The 22,723-nt window shown below is 57.8% G+C and carries 17 protein-coding genes and 1 pseudogene; 10 read left to right on the top strand and 8 right to left on the bottom strand.

All coding sequences use genetic code 11. The features are described 5' to 3' along the window. Positions 1 to 313: 313 nt before the first annotated feature. The 6 genes from EDC90_RS15920 to EDC90_RS15895 form a co-directional block, all read right to left on the bottom strand. Complete coding sequence (locus EDC90_RS15920; protein WP_132313395.1) at positions 314 to 1,072, bottom strand: DUF4239 domain-containing protein; 759 nt, start codon at positions 1,070 to 1,072, stop codon at positions 314 to 316. A gap of 182 nt (positions 1,073 to 1,254) precedes the next feature. After that, on the bottom strand, positions 1,255 to 1,737 hold the full coding sequence (locus tag EDC90_RS15915) for a GlcG/HbpS family heme-binding protein (protein WP_132313393.1): 483 nt from the start codon (positions 1,735 to 1,737) through the stop codon (positions 1,255 to 1,257). 90 nt (positions 1,738 to 1,827) lie between these two features. Then, on the bottom strand, positions 1,828 to 2,436 hold the full coding sequence (locus EDC90_RS15910) for a response regulator transcription factor (RefSeq protein ID WP_132313391.1): 609 nt from the start codon (positions 2,434 to 2,436) through the stop codon (positions 1,828 to 1,830). Then, positions 2,433 to 3,977: a sensor histidine kinase gene (locus tag EDC90_RS15905; RefSeq protein ID WP_132313389.1), complete on the bottom strand. Its 1,545-nt coding sequence runs from the start codon at positions 3,975 to 3,977 to the stop codon at positions 2,433 to 2,435. The genes EDC90_RS15910 and EDC90_RS15905 overlap by 4 nt, the downstream gene beginning before the upstream one ends. Positions 3,978 to 4,049: 72 nt before the next feature. Beyond that, complete coding sequence (locus EDC90_RS15900; protein WP_132313387.1) at positions 4,050 to 4,523, bottom strand: nucleoside deaminase; 474 nt, start codon at positions 4,521 to 4,523, stop codon at positions 4,050 to 4,052. Next, complete coding sequence (locus tag EDC90_RS15895) at positions 4,520 to 5,200, bottom strand: ankyrin repeat domain-containing protein (protein ID WP_245511086.1); 681 nt, start codon at positions 5,198 to 5,200, stop codon at positions 4,520 to 4,522. Before EDC90_RS15895 ends, EDC90_RS15900 begins: the two co-directional genes overlap by 4 nt. Positions 5,201 to 5,515: 315 nt before the next feature. Between EDC90_RS15895 and EDC90_RS15890 the strand changes: the two genes are divergently transcribed. Beyond that, on the top strand, positions 5,516 to 6,325 hold the full coding sequence (locus EDC90_RS15890; RefSeq protein ID WP_132313385.1) for an outer membrane beta-barrel protein: 810 nt from the start codon (positions 5,516 to 5,518) through the stop codon (positions 6,323 to 6,325). A 101-nt stretch (positions 6,326 to 6,426) separates the two neighbouring features. On the opposite strand, the gene EDC90_RS15885 is transcribed toward EDC90_RS15890, so the two are convergent. Further along, positions 6,427 to 7,497, bottom strand: coding sequence for a linear amide C-N hydrolase (locus tag EDC90_RS15885; protein ID WP_132313383.1), 1,071 nt, complete (start codon positions 7,495 to 7,497; stop codon positions 6,427 to 6,429). A 708-nt stretch (positions 7,498 to 8,205) separates the two neighbouring features. Here EDC90_RS15885 and EDC90_RS15880 point away from each other — a divergent pair. From EDC90_RS15880 to EDC90_RS15870, 3 genes are all read left to right on the top strand, one after another. Next, the gene (locus EDC90_RS15880) at positions 8,206 to 8,778 is read left to right on the top strand and encodes a TetR/AcrR family transcriptional regulator (protein WP_132313381.1); all 573 of its coding nucleotides are present in this window, start codon (positions 8,206 to 8,208) and stop codon (positions 8,776 to 8,778) included. After that, positions 8,771 to 9,745, top strand: a complete 975-nt coding sequence (locus EDC90_RS15875) for an NAD-dependent epimerase/dehydratase family protein (RefSeq protein ID WP_132313379.1) — start codon at positions 8,771 to 8,773, stop codon at positions 9,743 to 9,745. The genes EDC90_RS15880 and EDC90_RS15875 overlap by 8 nt, the downstream gene beginning before the upstream one ends. A 279-nt stretch (positions 9,746 to 10,024) precedes the next feature. Then, on the top strand, positions 10,025 to 11,368 hold the full coding sequence (locus tag EDC90_RS15870; RefSeq protein ID WP_207903934.1) for a DUF1254 domain-containing protein: 1,344 nt from the start codon (positions 10,025 to 10,027) through the stop codon (positions 11,366 to 11,368). Here the strand turns inward: EDC90_RS15870 and EDC90_RS20925 are convergent. Next, entirely contained in the window at positions 11,296 to 11,757 is a 462-nt protein-coding gene (locus EDC90_RS20925) for a hypothetical protein (protein ID WP_165972862.1), read from the bottom strand. The genes EDC90_RS15870 and EDC90_RS20925 overlap by 73 nt on opposite strands. Positions 11,758 to 11,825: 68 nt before the next feature. Between EDC90_RS20925 and EDC90_RS15865 the strand changes: the two genes are divergently transcribed. The 6 genes and pseudogenes from EDC90_RS15865 to EDC90_RS15840 form a co-directional block, all read left to right on the top strand. Further along, positions 11,826 to 13,121 (top strand): TolC family protein, encoded by a 1,296-nt coding sequence (locus tag EDC90_RS15865; protein WP_165972861.1) that lies wholly within the window; start codon positions 11,826 to 11,828, stop codon positions 13,119 to 13,121. Continuing rightward, a complete protein-coding gene (locus EDC90_RS15860) occupies positions 13,118 to 15,376 on the top strand; it encodes a type I secretion system permease/ATPase (protein ID WP_132313375.1) in 2,259 nt (752 codons plus the stop codon). The genes EDC90_RS15865 and EDC90_RS15860 overlap by 4 nt, the downstream gene beginning before the upstream one ends. Before the next feature lie 4 nt (positions 15,377 to 15,380). After that, on the top strand, positions 15,381 to 16,586 hold the full coding sequence (locus tag EDC90_RS15855; protein WP_165972860.1) for an HlyD family type I secretion periplasmic adaptor subunit: 1,206 nt from the start codon (positions 15,381 to 15,383) through the stop codon (positions 16,584 to 16,586). Between the two features lie 245 nt (positions 16,587 to 16,831). Further along, the gene (locus EDC90_RS15850; RefSeq protein WP_132313371.1) at positions 16,832 to 21,871 is read left to right on the top strand and encodes a VCBS domain-containing protein; all 5,040 of its coding nucleotides are present in this window, start codon (positions 16,832 to 16,834) and stop codon (positions 21,869 to 21,871) included. A 99-nt stretch (positions 21,872 to 21,970) separates the two neighbouring features. After that, positions 21,971 to 22,342: a hypothetical protein gene (locus EDC90_RS15845; protein ID WP_132313369.1), complete on the top strand. Its 372-nt coding sequence runs from the start codon at positions 21,971 to 21,973 to the stop codon at positions 22,340 to 22,342. A 195-nt stretch (positions 22,343 to 22,537) separates the two neighbouring features. Continuing rightward, positions 22,538 to 22,723 (top strand): annotated as a pseudogene (locus EDC90_RS15840) (pyridoxamine 5'-phosphate oxidase family protein); the annotation flags it as partial.

Here is a 22,723-nt window from a genome sequence, read left to right as displayed (position 1 = left end):
GTTCACAGCAAGCCGAGCGATGCGACGAACTTCAGGTTCGGGTGACTGGATGTTGGTGTTCGTACAAGAGATTGCCCAGGTCTCGGGAGAAGAACATGGCTTCGGCTGCCCTGGAACGCCTTGGAATCGAAAGCCTGGTGATTGTCCGTCGTCGAATGATTATGGACCGTATGGTCGCTGCCAGCGTATCTGAAGGTTCTTCAAAGGAATACCTTCTATATCGGTTCCGGGATCACTGCTCTGGAATGAGGATATGAAAACCGTCGGATCAAAGTCCCTCATCCAGGTGAACACACCCAAGCGTGCTCCAAGGTCAGGTTGAATTTACGTACAATCCGCTCGGTTCTATTTGCTCGATTCCACGATAGGGACTTGCATGGGCCGTTAATAACCAGAGGCTCGTCGTGGCTGCAAGCACATAAAGGAAAATCGCGATACTCCCGGCGCCTTTTCTATCTGCGTGGGTCACCGCGATTGTAACGGATGTCAGGATGGTCAAGGTCAGAAGCATGTACCATTTATACTGACTGACAGTCGTGCTGGCGATGGCCAGACGCAGATCACGTGTTTCCTGCAGGTCATTGAAAATGGCGACGGTCTGATTGATGATGGGCGCGGGAGCATCACTTTGTGCGATATCCATGATGATGATACGTATTTCCTGAAGAATTTGTTCGACCGAAGCCGCAGGGCGAAGGTTGCCCTTGCCCTCCCATTCATCTGAAATCACCTTTTCACGATAGGATTGAATCGCCAATTCAAGGTCAGGCCTGTTCAGCACTTTCGCTTCAGCATTTCCGATCAACCGATTGATCGCTGATCTTTCAGAAGTGAGTTCGTGGTCAGCTTTCGCATGTAAGGTCCAGATGTCAGCGGCAACAAAGCCGAGAGAAAGGGCCCAGGATGTCGCGATCGTTCCAATGAACGCGCCCAGCGGAATGACGAGAGCATCCTTACGGGCATACCGGCCAAAAAGGCAAAGGATCCAGTAGGTCATGGCGAACAGGGAAAGTCCGAAGACCAGAAACAGCAGGAGCGACGGAAACAGGGCGAGGTTCAGGAAATACGACATTGAAATCCACTTTAAGGAAAACAGGGATTACGCTTTCATGAAGCTACAATTGTCGGGTTAAAATTCTGATTACTGAAACGATCGGGTATAAATCGTGAACTGAAACCCGGACGCGATACCCAATGAGAAAAGCCGGTCCGTTTTACCGGGCCGGCTCAATATCCGATGCGTTCTTGCTTCAGTTATTCGGCGCCAATGGCATCAAGGCCGACACGGGCGCACATGGCATCGATATCGCCTGTCGGCGCGCCACCGACACCGATGCCGCCGACCAGGGCGCCATTGAAGCTGATGGGCAGGCCACCCGCCTGGATCACCATCCGTCCGTCCATGTCGCGCATGCCGTCATTTTGCGGATTGGCGCCGATGAAATTGGCTAGTCCGGCCGTTTCCCGGCCCATGCTTGCAGACGTGAACGCCTTGCCGAAGCTGCTGCCAACCGTATGTGGGCCGGCATTGTCGGCGCGCAGCAATACCTTTTCGACGCCGCTGCGGGCAACGATCGAGACACTGACATTGTGGCCTTCAGCCGAGCATGCCTGAACTGCTGCCTGGGCGGCATTGGTTGCCAGATCCAGCGGCAGGTAGGGGTTGGTGGGCAGATCCTGCGCGAATGCGGAAACGGGTGCGAGCAGGGCGGCGGCGAGAGCAGTTTTACGGATCATGTCTGAGTTCCTTTCCGAAGTTGGTGAAAGGAATTTAGCCCGGACATGCGCTGGCTGATATTCGTAGTGCTTGCGTGACACTCGGTAGTTCTACGGAGTGTGCTGCGCCTCCAGCCACAAGCGTGTCAGTTCTGCCGGGGAGCTTGTGCCGGCCTTGTGCCCGATCGCGGCGCGGTGGCTGTCGACGGTTCGTGGCGAAAGCTCAAGCGCATCGGCAATCTGACGTGATGTCAGCCCGCGCGCGATCATCTCCAGTACTTCAATTTCGCGGCCTGTCATGCTGGCCAACATCTGTCTTGTCTCGCTGGTCTCCGATGCTTCACGGGTCTGCACCTCAAGCGCGGCATGTCCTTTCTGGATCGCGTCGATCAGGTCCTGTTCGTCAACCGGTTTGGACAGAAAATCGATGGCACCGTTGTGAAATGCCCGTCGGCAGGCCTCGATATCGCCATGGCCGCTGATGATCACTGTGGGCCAGTTGAGGCCACGTGCGCCAAGCTGTTCCTGAAGCTTCAGGCCGGAGATCAAGGGCATCCGGATATCGAGAATGAGACATCCGGGTGAGAGAGCGGCCAACTGCGCAAGGAAACGTTCCGGAGACGCGAAGGCGTGCACCTCCAGGCCGATCGTGCGCAGCAGCAGGGACAAGCCGTCCCGCACGGCTTCATCGTCATCGACAAGGTAGATCGGGTAGCTCATCCTTTGGTTTTCCCTCCGTTGCGGCCCTCAAGCGGAATTCGGACCCGAAATGTGGTCCGTCCCGTTCCAGGCAAAAGTCTGATATCTCCGCCCATTCCTTCGGAAAGCCGTTGGCAGAGCGTTAGCCCGAGACCGGTTCCATTCGGCTTTCCCGTTGTGAAGGGCTCAAACAGGTGGTCGCGGATTGCGTCGGGAACACCGGGACCTGAGTCGCTTACGTTAATCTCGGCAAACGAATCTTGCGCGCGAACCGAAACACTGACCTGCTTTTCAAGCATGCCTTCGACGGCCTCAATGGCATTGCGGACAAGGTTGAACACGATCTGCTCCAGTGCGACCTGATCACCGCGTACGCTTAAGCCTGGCTCTGCGGTGTTCACCGCCAAGGTGACGCCGTTTTTTCGCGCCTCTGCCGATAGAAGAAGCTCTACGTTCTTCAACACGCCGGCAAGATCGACCTCGGTTTTTTCCTCCGGGGCCATACGGCTCCAGTTGCGAAGGCGCATGATGATCGCAGAGGCCCGCTTGGATTGATCGGCAATGCTCTGCAGCACGTTTCCGACTGCCTCCATATCGCCGCGCGCTGCCAGATGCCGGCCCGCCTGCGCCTGGCTGAGTATCGCGGTCAACGGTTGCGTCAGCTCATGCGCCATGCCGCTCGCCATTTCACCAAGAGCGTTGACGCGGGAGGCATGCGCCAGCCGTGCTTCGCGCGCGCTGATCTCGGCCTGGCGCTCGGCCCGTCGGGTAAACACGCGTTGACGCAGCCAGAGCATGAAAGCAAGATAGACAAGTGAAGACAGGACAATCAAGGGGATCACCAGCACCCACGGAAGAAGATCGGAGAGCGCCGGACGAATGCCCGCGCTGAGTTCAAGTGGCTGCGACCGGCTGCTGAGGCGCCGCATGAATTGCGGGCTCTGCGTCGGAGGCTCTCCTGCCAGAAGCGATCGATCGGGCAGAGCAAGCGAGCGCGTCACGGCGGGCCGTGACCAGAAATCCGAGTCCATACCAAGCAGCGACAGCCCGTCCACTTCAAGAGCCAGCCCGTAGCGGGCATTCTCGTTGTTGGGGCTGCGCTTGATCAGCAGGTAGCGCCCGGCATCGCCGGGGGCCTTTGTGATGACCAGTTCACCATGCGAGCCCTCGGCGGCGGCCCTTATCATCTGTTGCCGTTCCGCCGAGAGACCGTCGCGGGTCGACAGGACCGTTCCGCCCGGCGTCAGGGATACGAGGTCAACGTCTTTTACCCGAGGGTAGAATTGCTGGATCGTGCGCGCCACATTCAGGAACACGCGGTCGCGGCCATCAGTTTCGCTATCGGCAATTGCCGAAAGGGCGGTGAGATGTGCGTCATGCTGATCGGCCCGTTGTGACACGAGCCGATGCATGACCGTGGCCTCATCGTAAAACTCCGACATCAGCCGTCTGTGCTCGAAACCAACTGCGGCGGCAAGCATGACAACCGTCACGACAACCCAGCCCAGAAACAGGAAGAGAGGGCTGCCCAGGATCTGGTAGATGCTATGCCTGTTGTTCATGCCTTACGTTATCACCGTACATCGCTTTAAGAAACTGTTCTGAATGACCCTCTGCACTGAACGGACAGACCGTCAGTACTGTTTTTTCTGTTGAGCCCACCATGTCTCGTAAAGGTCAGTCATTCCAGTCTCTTCGGGCGGTGTATGCCTGACCAGAGCCCATGCCTGGGACTCGGTCGGAGCACGCAATTCGTCGGCAACCGCCTCTGTAGAAAGCCCATACGGCTCACCTTCAGCATTTGAAAAGGCATAGAAAATCTCTGAAATGCCGGATAGCCGCATGGCGGCCAGACACATGGGACAGGGCTGACCACTTGCATAAACGATACAATGATCCAGCCGAGTTGTACCCAGTTTCTGACCGGCCATCCGCAATGCCAGAAGCTCGGCATGTGCGGTAGGGTCATTGTCGATGTGCATGAGGTTCACTGCTTTCGCGATGATCTCCCCATTCTTCACGACGACAGCACCAAACGGGCGCCCGCCTTCTGCGATGTTTTGATGCGCGATCGCGATAGCCTCTTGCATGAACTGTCCGGTATTCATCGCGCCCCCTCCTGCACAAGTATAGCAACAATTTCAGTGTATCCACTCTGGCGGGCGTGCTGAAGCGGCGTGACGCCGTTGTTGTCGGCAAGGTTAACGTCAGCTCCGGCGGTGACGAGCTGGCGAACGATCTCGGTGTGACGCTCTCCGCCGTTTCCAAGAATGATGGCCTCCAGAAGCGCCGTCCATCCCAGATTGTTGACGTGATCGATGTCCACACCTGCATCAATCAGCGTCTTCACCGTCTCGACATGACCCCGTTCTGCTGCAGGAATCAATGCAGTGCCACCATAACGGTTGGTATCGGAAAGATCGGCGCCGTTTGCAAGCGTCAGCTTGAGGATCTCCAGATGTCCTCGCGCGCCGGCATAAAGATACGGCGTATCCTCTATAGCGTCTTTCGCATTGACGTCAGCTCCTGCTTCAATCAACGCCCGCGCACTATCCACCTGGTTGGCATGTGTTGCCGCCAGAAGCGGCGTGCGCCCGCGCTCATCGCGCACATTGAGTGGCTGGCCGCTACTGATGCTATTGCTCAGAGCTCTCAGCTCCCCGCTCTCAGCTGCGGCGATAAAGGCCTGATCGGCCTGGGAAGCGGATGCTTCGTTGGTCGAAATCATCATGAACGATCCTGCAAGTGTCAGAAGAGCCAGAGAGAGCGGCTTGGTTTTGAGCATTTTCATCTCCAAATTGGTTTCAGCCTTTCAGATGGGATGGATAGCGTTCATTTTAAAATCACATAATCGTATGTCGGAGGGACAAATGCATGCGTCCTTCAAGCTGGATATGTTGTTACCCAAATCCGATATCGTGACAGGTCGGCGACACCTCAAACAGAATGGGAAAGACCCAACATGAAGTGCCATTGCCTTTCTGTTTCTGTGGACCAGCTGGCGAACATCTGGCTTATATTTTGGTTAAAGCTTACAAAAGGCAATGCTACAAAGGACGCTCTAACGTCAGTCTTCAGCTTTGCCGGACGGGGGAACACGTTGAAAAAACAACTCATTGCATGCGCTCTATTTCTGTGCGTACCCCAAATTCTCCATGCGGCTGACACGATCGCCGCAACCCCGGAGGCCTCAACACCTTCGCAAACAGTCGCCTCTGACTGGGCGCTTCAGATTACTCCCTATCTGTGGGCTACCGGCGTCAAGGGGAAGGTTTCCCCCTTCGGCGTTGGGCCGACCGTGAACATTGATCGCTCTTTTTCCGAGGGACGCGACGGGCTGAATATTGCTGGATTTGTCAATCTCTGGGGGCGCTACGACCGTTTCGTGGTCTCTGCGGATATGATGTATACGGATACAAGCGACGAGAACACATACTGGTTTCCGGGCACTTCGCTGCTGCCGCCGTTTGAAGCGAACGGCAAACTCAATACAAAGCAGTTCATGGCCACCGTGCAGGGCGGATACCGCGTTGTCGATACACCCGCCTTTACGCTCGACGCTTTGGCCGGCATACGTCTGTGGCATATTTCGAACGAAATCACGGCCAGTGGACTGGGCAGATCGGTTCGTTATGACGAAAGCTTCGGCTGGGTTGATCCGGTCGTCGGTGCCCGTGTGTTTTTCAATCTGACAGACAGATTATCGGTCCAGGCTCAGGGCGATATCGGTGGCTTTGACGCCAACTCCGATCTGACGTGGTCTTTCCTCTCGACGGCGAACTATACCTTCACCGAACACCTGTCACTTTCCGCGGGCTACAAGATCGTCGACACCGATTACGAAAAAGACGGCCATGTCTATGATACGAGGCTGAGCGGGCCGGTTGTGGGGCTTACCTACAGGTTCTGACCGATACTGACTTGGTCGCGAATATCCGCGATTGGAACGACAGGTCCCGTTGAGAACAGAATGATCCGGCCACCGCACGGGACTGCGGTGGCCGGCATGTCTCAGTTGACCGGCTCGAACTGGAAAGGTTCAGCAGGCTTGAATTCTGCCGAGACCTCGCCTGACTTGAGTTTGACCATGTCAACGCCCAGATCCAGCATCCGCACCCCGGCCTCAGCCGAGAAATCCAGATTGTTCAGGTCGACCCAGAACAGGTTCGGCGAAATCGCGGACTCGACATAAAACAGCTTGTCCTTGTGATCCGCGACGACCCTCCAACGCGTGGTAGAAAGGTTCGGCGCGTCCGGCGTGTTGATGCCATAGGGAACAGACGCATTGCGGATCACGCTCATGGCGGCGGCTGCCGCGATACGCGGTTCATCCGACTGGACCACCATGTCGATATAGGTGTCAGCACGGGTAAAACGATCCGGAGAGCGGGTTGTGCCGGGCAGCGACTCACGCGGATTGACGTCCTGCCAGTACCTCTTGATCGCCAACTGCTGATCATATGGCGGATCGTTCGTCATGGTACGGTATTGCGGGCCGTGATGGATGACCAGTTCGCCATCCAGCCATTCCAGAATGGCGCTGTCGCCGCTTGCGTCCGAGAGGGAAAGATGCACCTTCGCCAGGCGGCCGGGCTGATCGGGAACGTCGGCGGTCACCACGTCGAAAGGATTGGCTTCCATATCGGCGACGGCTTCAGCAACGCTGCCGTAATTGTCCAGGAAATACTGCGCCCAGATCGACAGCGATATTTCGGGTCTTGACCCGTCATTCTCGGGGTATTCGGACGCCACAAGCCAGAGCATATTGGCCACCAGACCGGCTTCGTTCATGCCGTCCACCGTGGAGAAGTCATAGCCGGAGACAATCATGCTTCCGTATTTCGACGTCCAGGTCAGCGAATTCTCGCCCGCTTCGCCATTTCGCTCCATGCCGCGCGGGAACACCCACAGGTTGGAAAGCATCGGCAGGCTCCAGTCCATGGAACGCGCCGTCAGGATGCGGTCTTCCGGGCCATGATAGACGACCCGCGTACAGGCGTCGGCGATTGGTGCCGCAGCGACGGACAGGGTAACTGCCAGTGTCAGACTGCGCCAAAGCGATCTGTTTGCTTTCAAAATCATTCCTCCAGTTTGGACAGCGGCCACCCTTTGAACCTCAGGGGAAAGACCGGCTCAACCAACTTGGACGGTCGCAGGCGTGTTGGTCAAGGTTAAGTGGCCGCAAACACACTACAAGCCACCTAAATCTTGAGTTTGCCTGCTTTTGGGGTTTGAAGCTCTTCCCGGTAAGAGTGGGAATGCGCTGCGGCTTTTCGTTTTGCTCAAATGAGTGGGATCCGGCAGGCAAAAGACGCCTAGATGTGAGCTTTCAGGAGGTTGTCCATTCGGAGCGGACCGAGGAGACTGGAGTTACCACGCTTCAGCACTCACCGGATAAGCTAATGCTGCTTCCGCAGCACTTTCAGAAACGACCGCTATTCAGATGAGCAACGGCCCGTCAAACTGTCCGGGATGGAGGCTTCCAGACCGGAAGAAACGGGGACGAAAGCGGACTGGCGGGTTTGGAATCGCGTGAAACGCAAAGCGGGCACTCGCATTCTGCGAATGCGCAGTCGATTCAGGTCCGAAGCTGCTGCCCGTTCTATCTGCAGCGAAGGATTGCAACGAGCGCAACCCGGCCTGAGGTGACGAACCAACAGTGTCAGACGAAAGTTTAGTTTCATGATCCCTGGCCCGTATTCGTCAAGAGCTGGCATGCTCGAGCATAATCAGTTGACGTAACGGTTTTAGATGTTTATTTCCAACCGGTCGGAAATAAACAGGTGATCCATGGCACGTCCCAGAAAACACGATCAGAGCAAGATACTGGATGCGGTTGAGCGCGTTGTCGCACGGGACGGCGTTCTGACCGTCGATGCCGTGGCGAAGGAAGCCGGTGTTTCGAAGGCCACGGTGCTTTACGAGCATGCCAGCAAGCGCGAGCTTGTTGCAGCATTGGTGGACCGCACGATCAGGGCCGACAACGCCTTCAACGAAGCCTGCGCGGCGCAGTTCGCAGGTGAGGCGGATGCCCCCCTCAAGGGCCGGATCGAGGCGGCCCGGCGCAGTCCGCCGCTGCCCGAAGGAAACCCTGCGGTGTTGAGCCTCGTCTCCGCCCTGATGCAGGATGCCGATCTGCGCGCTCAATTCCGCCAGAACCAGAAGACCCTCTCCCGTCAGTTGCTGGCGGAAGCGAGCGATCCCCGGGCTGCACGGCTCGCGTGGCTTGCACTGGAGGGTCTGAAATACCAGCAACACCTCGAACTGCACGACTGGGACGATGCCGAACGTGCAGAGATCCTGCAGGATATCGAAACCCTCGCCGGGTTAGGCAAAGACAGCATCGGAGATGACAATGCCTGAAAGTCACGTATTCATCACCGGCGCCGCAGGCTATGTCGGGCGCAACCTGTTGCGCCACTTCATCGCCAAGGGTCACCCGGTGACCGGACTTGTCCGCAGCCCGGAGGCAGCCGAGCGGGTCGTGTCGTGGGGCGCGCGGCCTGTTCTGGGCGACATGCTGACGACCGATCTGGCACCGCTCATGTCTGGCGCCGACATGCTGATCCACGCAGCGGCCAATGTCGATCATGGAGCGGGATCGAAGGCCGCCTCCGTCAATCCGGATGGCACGCGCCGGGTCCTGCAAGCGGCAGACGAGGCCGGTGTGAAAGCGGTGGTTCACATCAGCACGGATTCCGTGCTGCAGGATGGCCGTCCCCTGCGCAACGTCGATGAAACAACGCCTTATCCGGATCATCCCGCCGGCGCCTATTCCGCCGGCAAGGCCGAGGCGGAAAGGATGGCCCGGAACGCCGCAGCCCGGGGCCAGCATGTTGTCATCCTGCGCCCGCGCATGGTGTGGGGTCGCGATGACACGACCGCGCTTCCGGTACTGGCCGATGCGGTGAGGAGTGGCAAGTTCGCCTGGATTTCAGGCGGCGGTTACCGCTCCTCCACCCTGCATATCGCCAATCTCTGCCATGCCGTGGACCTTGCCTTCACCCACGGAGAGCGCGGTGAGATCTACCATATTACCGACGGCCCGGCGCACACGTTTCGCGAAACCGTCAGCGGTCTGCTGGCAAGCCAGGGACTGGAAGCCGGCAACAAGAACGTGCCGCGCGGCGCAGTCCGTCTGATCGCCCGCGTTGGAGACGGGTTATATCGCCTGAGCGGCGGCAAATTCAGCGGACCGATGAGCTATCAGGACTATGCCACCAGCGCTGTCGAGATCACACTCGACACCCAAAAGGCAGAACGCGAACTCGGATACCGGCCGGTCATGACCTGGGAGGAAGGCCTGAGCGAATTGCGGACTCTTCGGTAACCGGACAAGACCAATGAACCTTTGGGCGAAAATCGCCCGTGCATGAAAGACGAAACAGGCCGGCGCTATGGTGTGCCATCGTTGCCGTCAAGTTTACACTGTCCTTTTGCCTCTCCGCTCAGGCTACATGTCATCTTTTGATCGCAATTATAGGTAGAAGTTTAACGGGTTTCCCGTATTTGCGTTACAAAGAGAGGATCGAACATGAACAAGCAAGCGATGAGGTTTGGCGCGGTTGTGCTAACTTGCGTACTGGGCGTGATGCCGGCCATAACGGCAATGGCAGCGGAACCGTTGAGCGCGTCGGAGGCCGAGGAGATCGCCATCGGCGCCTATCTCGTTGGCTATCCGCTTGTGACCATGGATATCAGCGAGAAGGTCACGACCAATTGCGCCCAGGCCGGCAGCAGTTTCGGCGCGGCGATCAACCAGTTCTCGAACATGAACGAGTTCCCCGACGCTACATTCACCGATGTCGTCCGGCCGAATGCCGATACGCTCTATTCGTCGCTGATGTATGATGTCTCGAAGGAGCCGCTGGTCATTTCGGTGCCCGCATCAGGCGGTCGCTACTGGCTTTTGCAGATCATGGATGCCTGGACGGATGTCTACACGACGCCGGGCTCGCGCGCGACGGGCAACGAGGCCCAGACTTTCGCCATTGTTCCGCCCGGTTGGCAGGGAACCCTTCCCGAAGGCGTGAAACGCTATGACAGCCCTACCGATCGTGGCTGGGTGCTTGGCCGCGTTCAGACTAATGGAAAGGCTGATTACGGGAACGTCCATGCCTTTCAGAAGGGGCTCAAGGCCGTTCCGCTGAGCGCTTCCGGCAAGGATTACAAGGCGCCTGCCTGTGTCGCCGATCCCTCCATCGACATGCGCGCGCCGATCGAACAGGTCAATGGCATGGATGGCAAGGCCTTTTTCGAGCATTTCTCCGAGGCGATGAAGCAAAATCCGTTGCATGCCAATGACTATCCGGCCGAAGACCGTATGGCCCGCATCGGTATCGTACCGGGCAAGGATTTCGATTTCAACGCCCAGCCAGCGGTTGTCCAAAAAGCAATCGAGGATGCGCCGTCAAAGGCGCTGCCGCTGATCGAGGCGACATCGGAACATTCCGGTATCAACATCAACAACTGGCGTGTCAATCTGATTGGCATTGGCACCTATGGCGCCGATTATCTCAGCCGCGCAGCCGTTGCCTATTACGGGCTCGGGGCCAACAAGCCCGAAGATGCGATCTATCCGACGGCAGACCACGATGTGAACGGCAAACCGCTCGACAGCGGCGAGAAATATGTCCTGCACTTTACCAAGGATCAGATCCCGCAGGCGCGCGCCTTCTGGTCGCTGACGATGTATAACGACGCCCAGACCTTTGCCGACAATCCGATCGATCGCTACACGCTCGGCGATCGCAACAAGCTGACCTATAATGACGACGGTTCGCTCGATATCTGGATTCAGCGCGACAATCCCGGCGCCGACAAGGAAAGCAACTGGCTGCCGACGCCGAAAAGCGGCGGCTTCTCGATGACCATGCGCATTTACTGGCCTGATCCGGCCATGATGACCGGCGGCTGGTCAATCCCCGGCATCACGCCGCAAAACGCGTCGTGAACAAATCCGTGCGCAAATGACAAAGGCCGCACCGTTTTCGGTGCGGCCAGCAGCCTCCCCACAATATGCCAGTCTTCACCCGTCGTCAGATCGCCGCCTGCCAGAGCGGCTTTATTTTTGAGTGATTTGTCGAAAATGAGAAAAACAATTTGTCGTATAAATATAAATATGAAATAAAAATTATTTATATGCATTATTTTTACATTTAAATTTGTAAGTAAACAATAATATATTTTATTACTTTTACCTATATAAGTAAAATATGATTTTATTTTCCAGGGAGCATTAATTTGTGAAGCGGGGGCATTGTAGGGTGATGCTGAAATGCGGGTGGTCCGGGGTGTGCCATAGAGCTTTTGATCTTCCGGGAACAAAATTGAAAGGTGCAAGGGGGTCGGCACTCTGGATCGTCTGTCTTTTGTTTCTCCCTGCTTGCCAGACCGCGTCCGAAGCGCCCTTGCCTTCCGCGAAAGGCGATGCACCGGCGGCTGTTGCCGCTTCGCAGGCTGAAACGCCGCCCGCGCTTTCGTCCATGGCTTCGGTTGTGCGCAAGGGGCTTGCCAACAGTCCCGAGGTCAACAAAAGTCAGACCGACCGTCTGGTCTCGGGACTTTCTGTGGGTGTGGCCCGCGACGCGTTCTGGCCGACGCTTTCCGGCAGCATTGGCGCTGATACGCATAGCGAGGGCAATTATGATCTGCGGCTCACGCAGCCGATCTTCGATTTCGGTGCGCGCGCGGCGGGCCTGCGCGGTGCGCGTGCGCAACAAAGAGCAACGGACAGAGAGGCCTTCGGCACGCATGAGGATGTGGCGCTGAACAGTGCCAAGGCCTACATCACCGTCAAGCGCTATGAAGCGCTGGTGAAGGTTGCCGATGACAATATCGCTGCGCACCGCCGTTTCCTCGATCTCGCCGATACGCGGCTTGGCGGCGGTGTGGCCGACCGGGCCGAAGTCGATCTGGCCGAGGTGCGGCTGGCCACTGCCAGGGCAACGAAAGCAGACTTCGAGGGGCAGCTTGCCAGTGCCCGCTCGCTTTATACGCTGTTGATCGGTGAGCCGCCAAACGGACTTGACGAGCCGGGCATGCTATCGCTTCAGACATCGGAACTGGTTGACATCGATGTGTTCGCAGAGCAGTCGCCGCGTGTCGAACAGGCCATTGCCGAGATTGCCGTGGCCGACAACCAGATCGGTGTCGAACGTGCGGCCCTTCTGCCGGAACTGCAGGGCGAGGCAGTGCTGGCCGGCGATCATGACGACAGCCCGACACCCTATATCGGCGTACGTCTCGTCGGGCCGACTTTTACCGGTGCCTCTCAGTTTCGCAATGTCGAAATCGCGCGGGCGCAGAAGCTGGCTGCGGAATATGAAGCGCAGGCGGTACGCCGGGAGGTGAAGGATACCCTGTCGCGTTTCGTCGACAATGACGGCGCGCTTGCCGACGAAATCCGCATTCTCAAAGGCCAGATATCGCGCGCGCAATCGCTCAGAAAGGTCTATGAGGACCAGTTTGTGCTCGGCACCCGCTCATTGACTGACCTCATCAGTGTGCAAAACGACATTTTCGGTATTGCGCAGACGCTGGTGCAGAACCGCTATGACCGCATGGCCATCCAGTATGAAGCCACAGCGGCAATCGGGCGCTTGCAGCAGGAACTGGGGCTGCCGTCCAGCCTGCTGGATCTGTCGCATACAGGTGGGGCCAATCCGATTGTTTTCGTGGATGAGGAAGAAGAGCCGAAGACATGAGCTGGCAGGGAGGCAAGCTGAGGGCGGTGCGGGACGACCAGGGGCGGGCAGTGCGGCAGGCGCGACCTGCGCGCACAGCACCCGGCGCCATGCCGCTGACCATGCTGTCTCAGGCCGAAATTGAAAAGGCTGTCAATGGTGCGGACCTGATCGACGCGCTGCTCTACTTTGCCCGGCTTCACGATCGTCCGGTCACCGGCGCAAAGCTTACTACCGGCCTGCCCAGGGGCGAAAAGGGCCTTGCGCTGGATCTGATGGGACGAGCGGCCAGACGGGCGGATCTGCACTTTCGTCTGCGCCGGAATTTCGCCTTCAAGCGTTTTTCCGAGGCCGTTCTGCCGGCCATGCTGGTGCTGCGCGATGGTCGCGTGTGCATTCTGCTCGACATTTCCGGCGGCGGTCAGGCGCGGATGGTCTTCCCTGAGCTTCCCGAGCGTGAAGTCACCATGACGGCCGGGCAGCTTGAAGCCCTTTATGCCGGAATTGCCGGTTTCGCGACGCCAGAGCAGCGCAGCGACGAACGGTCATCGGATTATGTTGTCGGGCAGAAGCGTCACTGGTTCTGGAGCCGGATCGCCGCTTACAAATGGCATTTTGCCGAAGTGGCCTTCGCTGCCGGTCTCGCCAATCTGCTGGCGATCGCGACATCGCTTTACATGCGCCAGATTTATGACCGGGTGGTGCCCAATCTGGCGTTTTCAACCTTGTGGGTGCTAACCATCGGCGTGGCTATAGCCATCACCATGGAAATGATCGTGCGCATTGTGCGCGCGTTCCTGATGGATGCGACCGGCAAGGAGCTGGATCAACTGATGTCGCGGGACGTGTTTGCGCAGGCCATGGGCATGCGTCTCGATACGCGTCCGAAATCGACGGGTTCCTTCGTCAATCAGGTGCGTGAATTCGATGCGGTGCGGGAGTTCTTCACCTCCAGCACGATCGGCACGCTTACGGATATTCCGTTTGCCTTTCTGTTCATCCTTGTCATCTGGCTTCTCGGCGGGCCGGTGGCGTTCGTGTTGCTTGCCGCCGTACCGTTGATCGTCATTCCGGGTCTTCTGGCACAGTGGCCGCTGGCGCGTTATGCCGAAGCGCATATGAAGGAAGGCTCCATTCGCAACGGTCTTCTTGTGGAAGCGATGACGAGCGCGGAAACCGTGAAGGCGATTGAGGGCGAAGGCCGGTTCCAGCGCCTGTGGGAGGAATATACCTGGCTCCTGGCCAAGAATGGCATGCGGGTGCGCCAGCTGACCGCCACGCTAGGCTTTTCGGCAGGCGCGGTGCAGCAGTTTGCCTATGTGATGGTGATCGTCGTCGGCGTCTATCAGATATTCAAAGGCGAAATGACGGTGGGATCGATGATGGCCTGCTCGATCCTGTCTTCGCGCGCGCTGGCGCCGATGACCCAGCTCGCCGGGATTTTTTCGCGTTATCAGCAAATGAGGACCGCGCTCAGCGGCATCGACCGGATCATGGCTGCGCCTGTCGAGCGGCAACCATCCCGCGCCTATGTCAGCCGGCCAAATCTCACCGGCCATTTCAAGTTCGACAACCTCACCTTCACCTATGAGGAGAATATGGAACCCGCCTTGCAGACAGGCGCGCTGGAGGTGATGCCCGGCATCGGCACGGCGCTGCTTGGGGCAAATGGCTCCGGCAAGACGACGCTTTTGAAGGTCATGGCCGGGCTCTATCAGGGGCAGCAAGGCAGCCTTCTGGTCGATGGCGTGGATATACGGCAGATAGAACCGCAGGATTTGCGCCGCGCGGTTGGCTATCTGCCGCAGGAGACCCGGCTGTTTTATGGATCGCTGCGCGACAACCTGCTTTTGGGGCTTGAGGAACGCGACGATGCAGAACTGATTGCCGCGCTTGCGTTTTGCGGCAGCGAGCATTTTGTCAACGAGCATCCGATGGGCCTCGACAGGATGATCGGCGAAGGCGGGATCGGCGTTTCCGGCGGCCAGCGTCAATCGGTCGGCCTGGCGCGGTTATGGCTGCGTGATCCGCCGATTGTGCTGCTCGACGAGCCGACCTCGGCAATGGATCACGCCCTGGAAACGCGCGTTCTGGAAAACCTGGCGCAGTGGGCCAAGGGGCGGACAATGGTGATCGCCACGCACCGACAATCCGCCCTGGCGCTCGTCGAGAATGCCATCGTCATGCAACGCGGAAGGCCGGTTGCAAAGGGCCGGGTCGACACTGTTCTGGCGGGACTGTCCGCGCCGCCGTCGGGTCAGTCAGGCGGAGAATAGCACTATGGCGGTGAAACGCGGGAAATTGGCAGATCCGGTCGCTCCGGCAGGGTTCGAACGGGAAACCGAAGGTGTGAGACGACGCCACAGAACGGTTTTATGGCTTTTTGCGGTTTGTCTCGTCATTGGCGTCGGCTGGGCTTCATTTGCCTCGCTGGAGGAAGTGACGCGCGGCAGCGGCAAGGTCATCCCGCTCAGCCGCGGCCAGATCATCCAGAGCCTGGAAGGGGGGATCATCGAGAGGATCGACGTGCAGGAGGGACAGGAGGTTGATGCTGGCGAAGTGCTCGCCGTGCTGGACGATACGACCGTCAGGGCGGAGTATAACGATCTGGTGGCCCAGACGGTCGGTCTGAGAGCTTCTCTGGCGCGTCTCAGGGCGGAGATGGAAGGGCGGGACGCGATCCGGTTTCCGGACGATGTGCGCACTCATGAGGAGGTGACAGCCATTGAACAGGCGCTGTTTGACGCGCGGCGGCGGAATTTCGTTGAAACCACGCAGTCGCTGGAAGAGCGCATCGCGCTTGCCACGCAGCAGTCCGATCTCGCCGGAAAAATGGTGTCGCGGCAAGCGATGAGCATTGTCGAAGGGTTGAGGATCGACCAGGAACTGGCCGATATGCGCGGCAAGCTGGCAGAGGTGCGCAACACCTATTATCAGGAGATTTCCGACGAGATCGCCAGGCGCAATACCGAGCTTCAAAGCCTGCTGCAACGGCTGGCGCAAAAACAGGACACGTTGACGCGAACCGATCTGCGCTCACCGGTACGCGGCATCGTCAAGAACCTCAATGTCACCACAAAAGGCGCGGTCGTGCGTCCGGGAGAAAAGATCATGGAGATCGTCCCGCTCGACGACAAGCTGTTCGTCGAAGCGCGGATCAAGCCGCGCGATGTGGCCTTTCTGCACACCGGCCAAACGGCCAATGTAAAAATCACGGCTTACGACTACACCACCTATGGCAGCCTCGAAGGCGAGCTTGTGTTCATCAGTGCCGACACCATTATCGACGAAAACCAGCGCGACCCGGAGCCTTTTTATCGTGTTCGGGTGTTGACCGATCGAGCCTATCTTGAGGGGCCGCAGGGGGCGTTGCCGATCAAGCCCGGCATGGTCGCGGAAGTGGATATTCTGACCGGCAAGCGCACGGTGCTCGCCTATCTGATGAAGCCGATCCTGCGCGGACAGGAGGCTTTGTTGGAGCGCTGACTGGAGCGCTGTTCGGTTCAGGTTGAGCACATCTCGTTATCCAGGCTCTGTATGTTTGTGTGAATTTTATTAGTTATAAGTAATATTAATAAATATACATGAAAAAAATCTATATATTTTAATGTTTTGTAATTTTAAATTGATTAATAGATTTTTAATATTGTTGTTTATTTGAATTTATTTCTGTATTATTCGAACGAATTGATTTTTGGTTCAGCTGCCATATTGATTATGGGGAGGTTAGCATGCAGGTAGTCGTTTCCACTGTAGCTGCTGCATCGTCGACGGCGACGACATCGACTCTTGCCGGGGCTTCGGGCGTTGTGAACGCCGAAGGATTGTCCAGTCTCGCACTTGGTGTCGATGTTACGCAGGTGAGCGAATATATCCGTTCCGGCAACGACCTTCTGATCGTTCTTGAGAACGGTGAAATCATTACGGTGAACGGCTATTTTGCAGCCGCCGTTCCGCCCGATCTCTATCTTATGGATGGCCTTGAGGCGGTTGAGGCCGGCATGGAAGGCGCCATCGAGGGCGCGGTTCATCCGCAGTTTTCACAGGTGGCGAACATGGCGGCAGATCCTGCGGTTTCGGCCATGGCGCAGGCGTCTGTGGCAACCGGGTCGGTCAGTGGCGGTCTCATCGCTGGCGGCCTTGCCGTGGCCGCAGGCGCGGGGGCAGCCATTGCGGTTTCCTCGAGTGACGATGACGATGACAGCGTTGACTCAGGTGGCGAACCGCCGGAGGCGCCGCCTGTCGAGCAGCCGTTGACCCTCAGCAATCTATCCGTTTTGCAAAATGAAGACGGATCGCTGAAGATTTCCGGGCTGGCGACGCCGGGCACAGTGGCTCACATTACCCTGTCAGACGGAACGCAGGTGGACAGCTATGTCGGCGATGACGGCATGTTTACCGTTGTCTGGACGCCGGACAACACATCGCTTCCAAACGGCATGATTACGGTTCACATTTCCGACGGTGAACGCACCAGTGAGCCGGGTACGATCGACTATGTCGACACGCTTGCGCCTGAAGCTCCGGTGATCGCTCATTTGCTGACCGATGCCGGGATGCTGGCCGAGGGGGTGGCGACAGCCGATACGACGGTGGGGCTTACGGGCACCGGCGAGGTTGGCGCAACGATTACGCTTTACGCCGGAAACGGCGCGCTGATTGGCCAGACATCGGTTGCTGACGACGGCAGATGGACGTTCGACTATACCGGAGAGGCGCTCGAGGACGGGTTCTATTCTGTGACTGCGGTTCAGACCGATGTGAACGGCAATGCTTCCGGTCAATCGGAGAGTTTCGACTTCACTGTCGATACGACATCGCCTGCTGCGCTGAATTTTGAAATGACCGATACGCTGGGCACGGAAACGGGCCTGGTCGGCGAAGGCGATACGACGGACGACCCGCGCCCGCAGATTACCGGCACAGCCGAGCCGGGCGCCCGCATAACGATGCTGCTCAACGGAGCGCCGTTCGCCACGACGATGGCACATGAAATCACCGGTGAATGGGAGATCGCACTCGAACAGGACATCCCTGCCGGTACGCACAACGTGACCTTCATGCAGACCGATGCGGCGGGTAACAGCAGCCCGGTTTCCGCGCAGTCCTTCACGCGCAGCAATAACAGCCCCGATATCGACGAAAATTCGGGGACGACGGGCGCTGTCAGCGAGCTTGTTGCCGGCGATCCCGGCGAAGGGACCGACACGCACACAGCGACGGGTTCGATCGGCTTTAACGATCATGACAGATCCGACGAGCATATCGTCGCCATCGCGGAAAACGGGATAAACTACCTCGGCGACCTGACGGCATCGGTGAACGGCGAGACCGGCGCAATCGACTGGACCTTTACCGTCAACGATGTTGCGCTGACCTATCTCGGCGAGGGGGAGACCCGCAACCAGACCTACACGCTGACGCTCGATGACCAGAACGGCGCAACCGATACCGTGGACATCACCGTCACGATGACGGGTAGCAACGATGCGCCGGTCGTTTCGGCATCCAGCGTGCTTTCGGGCGCGCTCACGGACCCGGGCACAATCGAGTATGTCAGCAGTGCCGATGAAAACGGTATTCTGTCGGTCACCGCGAAACTGACGCCGGAGATCGGCGCGACGCTGCTCGATCTCGTGCGTAACGGCGAGGGTGACTTCAACAGTGTTTTCACCTCCGTGATCAATGATCTCGGCGGCGATCGGGCGCTGGCCATTGCCATGGTCTGGGATACCGTCAACCGGGCCTATTATGACAGTAGCCTGACCGACCCGCAGAAAGACTATGTCAATGAAGCCAGCGCACGCACCGGAATCGCTTACGCCAGCTATTTGAAGGCCGGCGGCACGCCGCTGGTCGATGTGATCGCCCAGTACAAGCCTGACGATGATGACGCCAATGATACGCCGGAGCGGGTGCAGACCCTTCATGACAATCTTCTGGGCAATATCATCGGCACGGTCATCGCGGGACGCTTCGATGACCCGCTTGAAAGCGAGCTGATTGCCGCAGTTGAGACCATCGACCCGGATTTCCTGACGCGCGTCTATGCCAGCGGCAATGAAGGCACGGAGAGCACCAAAGGCGTGCAGGCCCTCGAATTCGATATCGAACACGGCATTGCGCCGACAGTCACCGGCAAGGTCAGCGCCATTGACCCCGATGCATCCGGATCTGTCGAAAGCTACAGCGTCGGTGAGAGCGAAGGCACATACGGCGCGTTGACAATCGATAGCGATACGGGCGAGTGGATCTATCTGCTGGACACCGACGGCGCAATGACCAGCGCGCTCGCCGAGGGCGAGACCGCTCAGGATGTCTTCACCGTCACCGTGACTGACGATCAAGGTGCGACGACCGAAACCCAAATCGCGATCACCGTGACCGGCAGCAATGACGCGCCGGTGCTGGATGTTGCCTCGGCCATTGACGACAGCCTGCAGTTCAATTCGCAGGATGATCTTGACGATCCCGCCTGGCGCGGCGGTTCCTGGGGCGATATCAATATCGTCAACCCCGGCGATGCGGGCTATATCGAGACGCCAGATGGCACGGCCCATGGTCTTATCTCGCCCGCCAGCTATTTCGGCCCCTATAATTTCTTCGATGCCTATCGCTATGAGTGGACCGGCGGATGGATCGTGGAAACATCGGTTTATCTCGACACCAACTGGCAAGACGGCGAAGGCTTTGATTACACCTCTGCGGCTTGGGGCTCGGATGCCACCCACCAGCGCGATTTCGTCTTCCATGTGCTGAAGGACAATGGCGGACTGTATATTTCCGGTAACAACAATGCCGGCTGGTCACCAACCCCAAGCATCGTAACCGGCCCCAGTGCGCATAATTACGAGATCGTGGACAGCGGCTGGTATACATTGCAACATTTGTTCTACGAGCAGGATGGCTATCTGGCCGTCGACCTTAATCTCGTTGATGCGTCCGGCAATATTCTGTTCACCGAGACACGCACCAACACCACGCAGGACGGTATCGAAAATATCGGCAGCAATGGCTATAGCTGGTTCACCTATTCCACGGTTGCCGACGGGCTGGCCATAGACGGTATCGACCTGAACCTGACCGGCGTTCAGCCCGGCGTACGCGAGATGAGCGATGGGGCCGAGGGTGAGGGCGTGACCATGCTCACCTCAAGCGGTTCAATTGCCTATAGCGATGCCGATAGTGGCGACAGCCACACTGTCAGTATTTCGGCCAATGGTGAGGACTATTACGGCGCGCTCACAGCCGTCGTGAATGCCGGGAACGGCACGGTCGACTGGCATTTCGAGGTGCTGGACGCGGATATCGAGTTCCTGGATAACGGCGTCAACATGACGCAAAGCTACACACTGACGCTGATGGACAGTGAAGGCGGCGTCGATACGACAGAGGTGCTGGTCACGCTCCGCGGGCGCAATGACGCGCCGGAAATCAGCGGCGAAACCTCCGGCGCCATCATGCAGGTGGGCGATCTTGCCGGCGTCAACGAAGCCGATGCCGATGGCGGACTTACGACCGATGTCACCATTTCGGGCGCGACGTTGGCTGCATGGAGCGCAACGCTTGCGGACCCGGACCCGGTCAAATTTGCGACATTCTACAGTTCCCTGCTTGAAGACACCGGAAATGATGTTGCACTGGCCATCGCCACGGCCTGGGATATGCAGGATGCAGCCTATGCCGATCAAGCCAACGGCACGCCTGAGATCAATACAAACGGTGTTTATATCGGCGTGGAGTATGCGCAGTATCTGGAAGGTGGCGGTTCGCCGCTTCTCGGGGTCACCGCGAAATATACGCCCGATAATGGCGACGCCGGTGTATCGCCGCAACGTGTCCAGAGCCTGCACGACAACCTGCTGGGCAATATCTCGGGCGGGGCGTTCACTCTCACCCGGTTCGTGACGCAGGATATCATCGACGAATTGAAAGCCTATGTCGCCGACAATACATCGACCTCCATTGCCAATGCGCTCGGCGTGCCGAACGACCCGGCGGTCGATGGCCGGCCCTATATCTCGGGCAATGAGAACGAAGACGATACCGCCGGCCGCAGCTGGGATAGCGCCAATGGCTATGGGGCGGTTGCCACCGGCCAGCTCATTGCGACCGATATCGATGACGGCCATTCGATCACGTGGTCGGTCGCCGACAGCAACGGCACCTATGGCACGCTGATGATCGATGATTCCGGCAAGTGGACCTATGTGCTCGATACCGAGAGCAGTGCCACCCGCGCGCTTGGCCTGAACGGTCAGGGAAGCGACACATTCACGGTGATTGCCGAAGACGATTTCGGGCTGGAGGATCAGGTTGAAGTTACGGTCACGGTCAACGGAAATTACCAAATGCAGGTGGTGACCGGCGACGATGATGACAGGATCGTCATCACGCAGGATGGCTTCGAGCATATTCTTGCCGGTGGCGGAACAGACACGCTTGTGCTGGCTGACGATGGCATCGATATCGATTTCACCCAGCTCAGCGAAACGCAGGTCATGGGTATCGAGATCATCGACATGGACAATGGCGGCGCCAACACGCTGACCTTCGACGCGTCCGATATTATCGCCCTTCTGCAAAGTTCGGAAACAGGGGACCTCTATATCGCGGGCGACGATCAGGACAATGTCGCGCTTTCATCCGGCTTTGCCAAACAGGGTGCAAGCCAGGTCATCGACGAGGTGTCCTACGCGCTTTATAGCAACGGTTCGATACAGCTTCATATCGATGACGATATCGACGTGGCGGTCGCAGCGGGCGTGTAGGTATCCTGAGCGCCGCGCGTGCCAAATGCTGGTGTTGACTTTCGGATACCAGAAAGGCCAACTCCCCCACATGCTGTTGTATTTTAAGGGAGATTGACGATGCAGAAAACCGCGATGATGGCGATCATGTCCACGGCCCTTCTCGCCAGCGCAACCGTGGCGGCTGCCAACGATAACATGAGCGAGGACCAATGCCTGGCCATCATGATGGCCATGTCGAAGCTTGAAATCTCCATGATCGGCAAGGTGCCATTCGGTCAGGCTTCTGCCGCTTTGGCTGAGGTTCAGCCGTCTCTTCCCGCAAGCGTCACGCCAACCGTAGACGACCTGATCGTCGTGGCCGAAAAAGCGCAAGGATTTAAGACAGGAGATCCGGCGCACCCCATGGCAACAGGCGAGTTTCAGACGGCGAATCGTCGCTACCGTGAAGCTCTGGCACCCTATTGCCCTGACTTCAATCTGGATTACTGACCTTGGAACCGAGAACAGAAGGTTGACGCTTTCCTGAAACTGACCACATTTGAAGTTCGTTTCAGGGTGCAATGCTCTGCTCAAATTGCAGCGCCTCTGCCCGCTATTTTTTAGGTTTCAGGAATCCGCAGTTTTCCAAAACACCGCAGGCAACTTTTTCAGGCGGAAGACGTTTTTCTTCAAAAGGAGAAAACAATGTCAAAATCCGAATTCTGGAAAGAAATGGACGATGTTCGCGCCGCGATGCTGGGCATCGGATCGGCCCGCCATGTGCCGATGTCGCCCTTGGACTTCCCCTTCAAAAGTGGAGGGCTTCTGTTAGATAAGACTGACAGGAGACTTGGAATTGAAGCAGCGAGAATTTACAGAAGAGTTCAAACG

Origin of the sequence: Martelella mediterranea (genome assembly GCF_004342225.1) — a bacterium.
Taxonomy (GTDB): domain Bacteria; phylum Pseudomonadota; class Alphaproteobacteria; order Rhizobiales; family Rhizobiaceae; genus Martelella; species Martelella mediterranea_B.
This window is presented reverse-complemented; position numbering and strand designations above follow the sequence as displayed.